Consider the following 10,501-nt stretch of genomic DNA (forward strand, 5'->3'; position numbering starts at 1 on the left):
AACATGCGATTCACCTCCTTGTCTATCAATATTCACATCATAGACAAGGAAAGAAGAAAATATTCAGCTCACTTTATGATGTGGCTGAATAGTTACCAATTAAAATATTATAGAATAATTCAAAAAACAAAAGAGGATTCTTGACTAAGAACAAAACAGTTCTTTTTGCCTATGTTTGTCGAAAAAACGAGATTTATAGCAAAAAAAGACTATCAATTTCACCTTAACAGACCCGTGATGTTCCGGTTACAATGTAATATATTCGCAGTTTTTGTAGAAATTCTGGTTATGCAGCTGACGATGGGAAAGAAGGTGCCGCGATGCTTAGTATTTTAAAAGACTTTTTGCTGAACTTGTTTTTTATTCTCCTGCCGGTGTTTCTTGTCCCGCTATGGACGGAGCAAGAAAAAGGGCCAAAGCGCCTCCGCCTGTATTTGCCGACCGCTTGTTACGCCCTTGTAATCGTCCTATGCATCACTCTTCCGGTCGGCGCGGAAAACGATTTTATGTTCGACTTGTGGCAAATTCCGCTTTGGCTCGGCAGCCTATACGGCGGGGTTGGTCCGGCCGCCTTGTTGGTGCTCGTGACGATCGTCTATCGCTCATTGTTCGGCGGAGCCGGTGTTTTGATCACTGTCGTTGTTTCCATTGCCATCGCTGCGGTCAGTAGTTTATGGACAAAACGCTTTGCCTCGCTGCCGTCCAAACAGCGCGTGCTGCTGGCGACGCTGCTCAGCTTTGCATCCGGCCTATTGACGATCGCCATGGTAGAGTGGATCGTCAACAACCCGCCCCCGCTTCTTCTTTCACTTACATTTTTGCTCGTACAACCGGCAAGCATGCTCATCGTTTGCGCCGCCCGCGAGATGGTGTACCATGACATGGCGTTGCGCAAACGGATCATCCGTGCCGAAAAAATGGAAGCGGTCACCCATTTGGCCGCCTCCATCTCTCATGAAATCCGCAACCCCTTGACAGCGGCGCGCGGGTTTATCCAGCTGATTGAAGAGCAGCCGCTTGCCGCTGAAAAGCGCCGCCAGTACGCCCGCATTGCGTTGGAGGAGCTCGACCGGGCGGAAGCGATCATCACCGATTACTTGACATTCGCCAAGCCGGCCCCGGAGATGCCGGAAAAGCTGAACGTCAAACTGGAAGTGGAGCGGGCCATCGACATCATCCGTCCGCTCGCCAATATGAGCTGCGTCGACATTCAGGCATCGCTCGCCCCGTTTTCCGTAATGGGAGAACGGGAAAAGTTCCGCCAATGTTTGCTCAATATCATGAAAAACGCCATTGAAGCGATGCCGAACGGCGGCACGCTGTGGGTATACGCTTCGCTCGATAACGGGCGCGTGCTCATCCGCATTGCCGATACCGGCATCGGCATGACGAAAGAACAGCTTGATCGGCTTGGGGAGCCGTACTTTACGACAAAAGGAGTCAAAGGCACCGGGCTTGGCATGATGGTCGTCTATCGCATTGTCGAATCAATGAACGGAACAATTCGAATTGAAAGCGAAATACATAAAGGAACGACGGTATCGATTTATTTGCCGCTCGCTCCGTCCCCATCCCCATCCACGATTTCCGATAAAGAAAAGCAGTTGTTTGCCGTCTTGTAAACGCCGCGGCCAAACTGGGGGAAGACGATAACCAGCGAAACAAAGGATGCCTGTTCGGGTGTCCTTTTTCTTTGTCCTATGTTCCCGACAGTTTATCACCACTGGCGTTTTTGTTACAATACTATAGGATGGAAACATACCGAAGGAAAAGGAGACAGTTGCATGATTCACGTCAAAACGGAACGAGAAATTCAGTTGATGCGTGAGGCGGGGAAACTCTTGGCCGCCTGCCATCAAGAAATCGCCAAGCGCATCAAACCGGGGGTCACGACGATGGAGATCGACCGGTTCGTTGAAACGTTTTTGGCCAAATACGGCGCCAAACCGGAACAAAAAGGCTACCGCGGTTATCCGTATGCGACATGCGCTTCCATTAACGATGAAATTTGCCACGGGTTTCCGCGCAACGAGCCGTTGAAAGAGGGCGACATCGTCACAATCGATTTCGTGGTCAACTGGCGTGGGGCGCTCGCTGATTCGGCTTGGACGTACGCGGTCGGTGATGTAAGTGAAGATGTGCAAAAGCTGCTCCATGTCACGGAACAGTCGCTATACAAAGGCATCGAACAGGCGGTCGTCGGCAACCGGATCGGCGATATCGGCCATGCCATTCAAACGTACGTCGAATCGCACGGGTTTTCCGTCGTCCGCGATTTCACCGGGCATGGCATCGGGCCGACGATTCACGAAGAGCCGTACGTTCCCCATTTTGGCGAAAAAGGAAAAGGGATGCGCTTAAAGGAAGGGATGGTCATTACGATCGAGCCGATGGTGAACATGGGGGCATGGCAAAGCAAAATGGACGCAAACGGCTGGACGGCGCGCACCATTGACGGCTCGTATTCGGCGCAATATGAACATACGATCGCCATTACGAAAAACGGGCCGCTGATCTTAACGACGACGGCGTAAGGATGCAGATATTTCTTGTTCTCAACAGCTTGATTTTTTCGACATTCGAAAAACCCGGGTACACGTTGGCCCGGGTTTTTCGTTCCCTTCTCTTTATTCTGGCCAGACCGTTGCGGCCGCTGTGTTGCCATTGCTTTTTCCTGCCATTTTGTTTACATAATATAATTATGGTTACTACCCTTTCAGCACTTTCACGTAAAACGTCCGCTGGCGCGGCCCGTCGTATTCACAAAAATAGATGCCTTGCCAACGGCCAAGCAACAGCCGGCCTTCATGAATGATAACATGTTGCGACGCGCCGACCGTGCTCGCTTTCATATGAGCGGCCGTGTTTCCCTCCATATGGCGGTCAAGCGGATGCTCCCACGGGTACGTTTCATCAAAGCGGCGCATCATATCGCGCTTCACGTCAGGATCCGCGTTTTCGTTAATCGTGATGCCGGCTGTCGTGTGCGGGCAATAAACGATCGCCACCCCCTCTTCTACCCCGGACTGGCGCACCGTTTCTTCGACAAATGACGTAATCTCCACCATTTCATCGCGCTTTGTCGTGCGAAGCGAAAAAGATTGAAGCAAGTCTTTCACCTCCTGAACAAATATTTTGTAGAACAACGCAAAATTTGCTACCATTTAATTATAGCACATGGAACGGCCTCCCACCTGCCATCCCTGCATGGAAACGGGAGTCTCCTAGCAAAGTCCATTGGGGTGAAACTGCCGTGCCGAAACGATACACGAATCTCGACAACGTCTCGACGCACAAAACATGGGCTGATTTTCGCCGCTGGCAACGGGAGCGGAAACAAAAACAAAAAGATTTGTCATACGTTGTACCCCGCATGGAGCCGCCGCAATCCGACCGGCTTCACAAGCCCGGCGGACGGCCGCAGCTTTGCTGGGTTGGCCACTCGACCTTTATCATGCAGTTGGCCGGCGTTACGATCGTCACCGACCCGGTTTGGGCGCAGCGGATGGGCACGGCCAAACGCTTGTCAGCTCCGGGCATCGCGCTTGAGGACATGCCGCCTGTGGACGTTGTGCTCATCTCCCATGGCCACTATGACCACTTGCATATCGGCAGCCTCCGCCGCTTGCCGGGCGACCCGCACGTGTTCGTGCCCGAGGGGCTCGGCCGTCTGCTCCGCCGCCGCGGCTTCCGCCATGTCACTGAGCTGTCGTGGTGGCGCACGGCTGAATTCCGCGGCGTGACGCTCACATTCGTTCCAGCCCAACATTGGACACGGCGGACGCTGTGGGACACGAACACGTCGCATTGGGGCGGATGGGTGATCACATCAAACGGCGCCCCCACCATTTACTTCGCCGGCGACAGCGGCTACTTCCGAGGCTTTCGCGACATCGGCGACCGCTTTTCCATCGACTATGCGCTCTTGCCGATCGGCGCCTATGAACCGGAATGGTTCATGGGGCCGCAGCACACGACCCCGGAAGAAGCCGTGCAGGCGTTTTTGGACTGCCGCGCTCGCCTGTTTGTCCCGATGCATTACGGGGCGTTCCGCTTGGCCGACGATACGCCGAAAGAAGCGCTTGACCGCCTATGGGCTGAATGGCGGCGGCGCGGATTGGAAGAGGAGCGCTTGCTTTGCTTGAAGCTCGGCGAGGTGATCGATGCCGCCCAACTAGCCGCAAGCGGGGGGTTCAGGCGTGCGGAATCGGGGGGAAACGAGCCATAAAGCCCGCCGCTCCAACGGACAAAAAGCGTTCCGCTGCCCGCGGAACGCCTTGTCTCTTATTCTTTCACTTCTTTTTTCCACAGCCCGACCATCAGCGCCGTCACGACGGAGCCGATCAAAATGGCAAGGATATAAAGCCATGCGCTGCCTTTGACGATCGGGATGACGAAAATTCCGCCGTGCGGCGCCGGCAGCCCGATATGGAACCACATCGTCAACGCTCCGGCTACAGCCGAGCCGACGATAATCGATGGAATAACCCGCACCGGATCAGCCGCCGCAAACGGTATCGCCCCTTCCGTGATGAACGAAGCGCCCATGACATAGCACGTTTTTCCAGCTTCACGCTCGGCTTTCGTAAACTTTTTCTTAAAGAACGTCGTCGCCAGCGCCAAGCCGAGCGGCGGCACCATCCCGCCAGCCATAATCGCCGCATGCGGCGCAAAGTTGCCCGCTTCAATCATGGCCAGCCCAAACGTATACGCCGCCTTGTTGATCGGTCCGCCCATATCAACCGCCATCATGCCGCCCAACACCGCACCAAGCAGCACTAAGTTCGCGGTTCCCATGCCGGAAAGCCAATGTTTCAACCCTTCATTCAACGCTTTCACCGGATCAATGACCACATACATCATGATGACGCCGGTGAGAAAAATGCCGAATACCGGATAGAGCAACACCGGTTTAATCCCCTCAAGCGACTGCGGCAAACGGCTGAACAGGTTGCGCAGCCCGACAACCAAATACCCGGCCAAAAAACCGGCGATCAATCCCCCCAAAAACCCAGCTCCGCCGTTCGCCGCCAGAAAGCCGCCGACCATCCCCGGCGCAAACCCTGGTCGATCGGCAATGCTCATGGCGATGAATGCGGCCAGCACAGGGACCATCAACGCGAACGCATTGCCGCCGCCAATGTCCATTAACAGTTTGGCAAACGGATGATACGACGGATCGTTCGGGTCAAACGCTTTAATGCCGAACGTGAAGGAAAGGGCAATCAAAATCCCGCCGCCAACGACAAACGGAAGCATATTCGATACACCGTTCATCAAATGCTTGTAAAAACCGGTGCGCGGCTTCGCCGCTCCCGCGCTGCCTCGCGCCGTGCTGCTCGCCCGATAAATCGGTGCATCTTGGCGCAGCGCCTGCTCGATGAGCTTCTCCGGCTCGCGGATCGCACGGGCGACCGGCACTTGGATGACAGGTTTCCCGTCAAAACGGTCCATGTCGACTTGTTTATCGGCTGCGACAATGATCGCCGTTGCTTCTTCAATCTCCTTCGCCGTCAGCTCGTTTTTCACTCCATCGGAGCCGTTTGTCTCGACTTTGATCGCCACCCCCATTTCCGCTGCTTTCGCTTTCAGTGCATCAGCGGCCATATACGTATGAGCGATTCCGGTCGGACAAGCGGTCACCGCCAGCACTTTCCTCCCGTTCTCTGCCCGTGCGGCTTGCCGAGGAGCTTCTTGCTCGCTTTCTTTCTCAGCAAACAAACGGACAATCTCCTCTTCGCTTGAAGCGGTTTCAAGCTGAGCACGGAACGATGCATCCATCAACATCGACGACAAGCGGGCAAGCGCCTCAAGGTGCGTCTGTTCCCCGCCTTCTGGTGCGGCGATCATGAAAAACAAATGGCTTGGCTTGCCATCGAGCGACTCATAATCAATGCCTTCCGCTGAACGGCCGAACGCCACCGCTGGGCGCTTGACCGCCGCCGTTTTGGCGTGCGGAATGGCAACGCCATCTCCAACGCCGGTCGTGCTTTGTTGTTCGCGCGCCCAAATCGCTCGTTTGAACGCCTCCACATCGCTGACCGCTCCCGCTTCGGCAAGCTTTTCAGCCAGTTCATCAATGACTTCGCCCTTTGTCTTCGCTTGAAGCGCGAGAATCATCGTTTCTTTTGTCAACAAATCTGTAATCTTCATTGGCCCAATCCCCCTTTATTTTCAATTTATAAATGCACGATATGGACGCGGTCGACGAGCGCTTCCACTTCCTCTTTCGTACACAAATCTTCCGAAAACGCGGTCGCGCTTCCAGCGGCGACACTGTAAGCGAATGCTTCCTCAATCGATTTCCCGTTCGCTTGGGCAGCCAAAAATCCAGCGACCATCGAATCGCCCGCCCCGACCGAATTTTTCACTGCGCCTTTCGGCGCTTCGGCAAACAGCGCCGTTTCCTCGTTGAAGTAAAACGCCCCGTCGCCGCCCATTGACACAATGAGGTGTTCCACTCCCTTTTCCACCAGTCGTCGGCCATACAACACGATGTCTTCTCTTGTCACCATCGCAACACCAAACAGTTCGGCCAGCTCATGATGGTTCGGCTTAGCCAAAAACGGGCGGCACGCAAGCAGCCTCTCGAGCGCCGGACCGCTCGTGTCAACAACAAGGCGAACGCGCCGCTTCACCGACTCAGCCGCCAATCGCTCGTACATGTCCGCCGACAGCGACGTCGGCGCGCTTCCAGCGAGAACAAGCACATCGCCAGCTGAAAGCGCTCCGACTTTCGCGATCAATTGCGCGGCATCGTCATCGGCAATCATCGGGCCTTCACCGTTAATTTCCGTCTCCCGCCCCGCTTTCAGTTTGACGTTAATGCGCGTTTGCCCTGGGACATGAACAAAATCGCAGGCAATGCCTTCTTTCCGAAGTTCGCTTTCAATGTACCCGCCGGTAAATCCGCCGATGAACCCAAGCGCCGTGCTGTCAACACCCAAGCGCTTCAACACACGCGACACGTTGATCCCTTTCCCGCCCGGAAATGTGAACGTTTTCACCGAACGATTCAGTTCGCCAACATGAAGCTCATCGAGATGAACGATATAATCAACAGATGGATTCAACGTACATGTGTAAATCATGGAGCCACAACCTCTACTGTTGTTTTTGTTCGATACAAATCGTTCCACTCTTCATCCAATTCATCGGTGATCAACACCGCTTCATGCAAATCCGCAATTTTTGCGAACGCGCTTTCATTCAACTTCGAATGGTCTGCAAGCACATACGCACGCTGCGCCAGCTGCATCGCCGTATATTTCACCAGTGCCTCTTCCGGGTCCGGCGTCGTATAACCATAGTCGTAATGAACACCGTTCGCGCCGATGAAACATTGGTCGAAGCGGTACTGCCGCAGCGACTCGATGGCGCCGCGCCCGATTAACGCTTTCGTCTTCGGCTTAATCATGCCGCCGACTAAGTACGTCGTGACGTTATGCTCAAGCAGCCGCTCCACATGCATCACGCCGTTCGTGACAACGATGACCTCTTTGTCAGCCAAATGTGGAATCATTTCCCACGTTGTCGTTCCCGCATCTAAATAAATGCAGTTTCCTTTTTGGACCAAACTGGCCGCATAGGCGGCGATCCGCCGCTTTTCTTCGATATACTTCAGCGATTTTTCCGATACGCTTAGCTCTTCGCGTTTCTGCTGCAACAAGGCCGCCCCGCCATGCACGCGGCGCAGTTTCTTTTCATTTTCAAGCTGCGTCAAATCACGGCGAATCGTCGACTCGGACGAACCGGTCGCCTCCACGAGCTCTTGCAGCTTGATGACTCCTTTTTGCGCCAACAGGTCCAAAATGAGGCGGTGGCGTTCTTCTGTCAGCACACTCCCACCTCCGATCATCGGGGATATCGCTTACAACTCTATCATATCCCAAGATAGTGAAAAAATCAATCAAAAACATTCATTTTCTATCAATATAAATCAAATAAATAATTCAATCAATCAAAATCGATCAAAATCTCATCCATAAGTAAATGTTCCTCTCTACTCCCAGCACATGAACGTCACAGCCCACCGACGCTTGATTTTTCACAGAAAGGTCCATGGGCAATGGTTTGCCCTCGACCCGGGGGATTGAAAATCACCGCTTGCCGGCGCAGGATTTTCACGGAAAGCCAAAAATAAAAACACTTGCCATCGGCAAGTGCCTTCTTTCACTTAATTCAGTTGCTCCATCTCGGCAAGCGGCAAATAATGCTTCCGCACAAACGCGATAAACTTCGCCGCATAGACCGGATCAAACTGCGTTCCTGCGCAACGTTCGATTTCCTCAAGCGCCTCTTCAAACGTTTTCGTCGGCTGGTACGGACGCTCGGTTGTCATGGCGTCAAACGAATCGATAATACACAAAATGCGGGCCAGTTTCGGGATTTCTTCCCCTTTCAGCCCGTACGGATACCCTTTCCCATCATATCGTTCGTGGTGCAGCTCGACAAGCGGAAGCAAATCATCAAACCGCTTCTCCGCCGCCACAATCTCGCGTCCCCACGTTACGTGCTTTTTAATGATCTCCCATTCATGCTTCTCCAACTTTCCCCGCTTATTTAAAATATCGCGCGGCACTTCAATTTTGCCAATGTCATGGATGAGCGCCCCTAAAATGAGCGTCTGCCGTTCATGGTCGGTCAACTCATCAAGACGACTGCCAAACTCCAACGCATATTTAAACACCCGTTTGCTATGGCGGTATGTATAGACATCTTTGGAAAGAAAAAATTTCACTTGCTGCTCGAGCGCTTCCAAATCTTGCTTAAACTTAATCTCATCCAAGCACATATTGTGCTTATCATACAGCTGCACGTTGTTTTTCCCTTGCGCCTTGGCGTAATACAGCGCTTGATCGGCGCGATGGATCAATTCCTCGCTTTCGTACATATCTTTTTCCATCTCGGCGATGCCGCACGAAAACGACAGGCAACGATACGGAATATGCTCGACGCCTTCAAAATATGTATCGTTCACTTCTTTGCGCAACCGGTTTAAAAACGCGTACGCGTCTTCTTTCGTCGTGTTGGGCATTAAAATGGCAAACTCTTCTCCGCCATAGCGGGCGACCGTGAAGTTCGTCCCTTCCACCGCTTGTTGCAGCAGCTTCCCAAAAAAAGCCAACAAACGATCTCCTTGCAAATGCCCGTTTCGGTCATTGTATTTTTTAAAATCGTCCAAATCCAGAAATGCCAAGGTCAACGGCTGTTTCAACAGCTTGCAGTCGGAAAACTGCTCCTTGAGCGTTTCTTTGAAAAAACCGTGGTTGTATAGGCCGGTGAGGTGATCTCTGTTGGCGCGGTTGGATACTAACTGGTATAATTCCAAAAATCTCCTAAAAACAATAGACAATATCGTTACTAAAATAATAAATAAGGACAAGCCAAAATATTTCTCTTCCGACAATAAAATGGCTAAAACCATTGAAAGAAGCAATGTTACTGAATAACCAACACACGCCTCTTTTAAGACGCCTAACTCTAGAGCACCTTTAAATATTTGTCCAATGAAATAGAAGAAAAGAAAAATCAATAATACATTAATACTAAAATAAACTAGCAAACTAATCAAATAAGGAAGTAAATGATGGACATTTATCTTCCCAATATTCCCATCGAAGAATAAAAATGAGTAATAAGCACCTGATATCATCAAACAATACATTGAGAAATTAAATAAATGTCTCCATGCAGACATTCGTTGATTACGATACAATTCTATCAAACTAAAAATAAAAAGAACCTGTAACGTAAAGTTCAATCCATATAAAAACAGGGTAGCCAAGTAAACAGCAGAATCCATTGAAAAAGAATTAGCTTTAGGGGGCAAGATAATAGGAAAAAGATTCAACAAAACGACAGAACCAGTCAATATATATACTAAAACCCAATCTTTTAAGGATTGAGAATGGATATCAACCTCTGTAGCAAATATACACATCCCTAAAAGAGAGACAACAACAGTATATAGTTTTTCTTTGTTTTTTAACCGTTCAAAAACCATACAAAATCACTCTCAGCTAAAAATTTGGGTCTTCACCATTTTCTGTGATTTCCACTCAATCCCAGAAACATGTTAGCTGGATGAAATGGGTTCATCAGTCAAGATCCTTCTTCCGCATACAGACCGTGAAGTTGGTAGAATGGAAACAGTCAAGTGCTTTCCTTGACGGGTTCCATTCTACCAACTATCATACCGATAGCGGAAGAAGGAAGCGCTTAGGCAGCCTGACTACCTGTAGTGTTCCCTGTACACTCCAGAAATACACGCAAACGAAACCGTTCTCGATTTCGATAGCCATATGCTCGGCGTTTGATGTTTTTGATCTTGTGATTCGTCCCCTCGATTTGGGCATTCGTATATGGGTACAAAAAGTAGGAAAGAATCGGCTCCTTCCATCTTTCAAGCGTGTTGGCTGCTTCCTGAAAAGAAGCAAAAGGGCTCTGTTTGGCTAACTGAATCCATTCTTCCAAGCGTTCCTTTGCTTCGTTATATCCA

General features: G+C 51.2%; 9 protein-coding genes. 3 read left to right on the plus strand and 6 right to left on the minus strand.

Annotated elements, in window-relative coordinates; genetic code table 11:
• Positions 1-320 precede the first annotated feature (320 nt).
• A complete protein-coding gene (locus CV945_RS15445; RefSeq protein ID WP_100660113.1) occupies positions 321-1,622 on the plus strand; it encodes an ATP-binding protein in 1,302 nt (433 codons plus the stop codon).
• Positions 1,623-1,784: 162 nt separating this feature from the next.
• A complete protein-coding gene (gene map / locus CV945_RS15450) occupies positions 1,785-2,534 on the plus strand; it encodes a type I methionyl aminopeptidase (RefSeq protein WP_050367307.1) in 750 nt (249 codons plus the stop codon).
• A 174-nt stretch (positions 2,535-2,708) separates the two neighbouring features.
• On the opposite strand, the gene CV945_RS15455 is transcribed toward map, so the two are convergent.
• Positions 2,709-3,110 (minus strand): secondary thiamine-phosphate synthase enzyme YjbQ, encoded by a 402-nt coding sequence (locus tag CV945_RS15455; RefSeq protein WP_049626256.1) that lies wholly within the window; start codon positions 3,108-3,110, stop codon positions 2,709-2,711.
• A 143-nt stretch (positions 3,111-3,253) separates the two neighbouring features.
• Here CV945_RS15455 and CV945_RS15460 point away from each other — a divergent pair, with 143 nt between their 5' ends.
• Positions 3,254-4,228, plus strand: coding sequence for an MBL fold metallo-hydrolase (locus CV945_RS15460; RefSeq protein WP_050367308.1), 975 nt, complete (start codon positions 3,254-3,256; stop codon positions 4,226-4,228).
• A 56-nt stretch (positions 4,229-4,284) separates the two neighbouring features.
• Here CV945_RS15460 and CV945_RS15465 read toward each other — a convergent pair whose 3' ends face one another.
• From CV945_RS15465 to CV945_RS15485, 5 genes are all read right to left on the minus strand, one after another.
• Positions 4,285-6,153: a PTS fructose transporter subunit IIABC gene (locus tag CV945_RS15465; RefSeq protein WP_100660114.1), complete on the minus strand. Its 1,869-nt coding sequence runs from the start codon at positions 6,151-6,153 to the stop codon at positions 4,285-4,287.
• A gap of 26 nt (positions 6,154-6,179) precedes the next feature.
• Positions 6,180-7,091 (minus strand): 1-phosphofructokinase, encoded by a 912-nt coding sequence (gene pfkB, locus CV945_RS15470; RefSeq protein ID WP_053915306.1) that lies wholly within the window; start codon positions 7,089-7,091, stop codon positions 6,180-6,182.
• Positions 7,088-7,840: a DeoR/GlpR family DNA-binding transcription regulator gene (locus tag CV945_RS15475; RefSeq protein ID WP_100660115.1), complete on the minus strand. Its 753-nt coding sequence runs from the start codon at positions 7,838-7,840 to the stop codon at positions 7,088-7,090. The genes pfkB and CV945_RS15475 overlap by 4 nt, the downstream gene beginning before the upstream one ends.
• Before the next feature lie 336 nt (positions 7,841-8,176).
• The gene (locus tag CV945_RS15480) at positions 8,177-9,943 is read right to left on the minus strand and encodes a bifunctional diguanylate cyclase/phosphohydrolase (RefSeq protein ID WP_369827767.1); all 1,767 of its coding nucleotides are present in this window, start codon (positions 9,941-9,943) and stop codon (positions 8,177-8,179) included.
• Positions 9,944-10,221: 278 nt separating this feature from the next.
• Positions 10,222-10,501 (minus strand): transposase (locus CV945_RS15485; protein ID WP_198518530.1); only part of this gene is annotated, 280 nt, incomplete at its 5' end.

The sequence above is a fragment of the Geobacillus sp. Manikaran-105 genome, from assembly GCF_002809955.1.
Lineage (GTDB): Bacteria > Bacillota > Bacilli > Bacillales > Anoxybacillaceae > Geobacillus > Geobacillus thermophilus.

What these genes read in the sequence shown, in the direction of transcription:
- pfkB (WP_053915306.1), bottom strand. Translation starts at nt 7,091, where the DNA reads ATGATTTACACATGTACGTTGAATCCATCTGTTGATTATATCGTTCAT.
- CV945_RS15445 (WP_100660113.1), top strand. Translation starts at nt 321, where the DNA reads ATGCTTAGTATTTTAAAAGACTTTTTGCTGAACTTGTTTTTTATTCTC.
- CV945_RS15480 (WP_369827767.1), bottom strand. Translation starts at nt 9,943, where the DNA reads ATGTGTATATTTGCTACAGAGGTTGATATCCATTCTCAATCCTTAAAA.
- map (WP_050367307.1), top strand. Translation starts at nt 1,785, where the DNA reads ATGATTCACGTCAAAACGGAACGAGAAATTCAGTTGATGCGTGAGGCG.
- CV945_RS15465 (WP_100660114.1), bottom strand. Translation starts at nt 6,153, where the DNA reads ATGAAGATTACAGATTTGTTGACAAAAGAAACGATGATTCTCGCGCTT.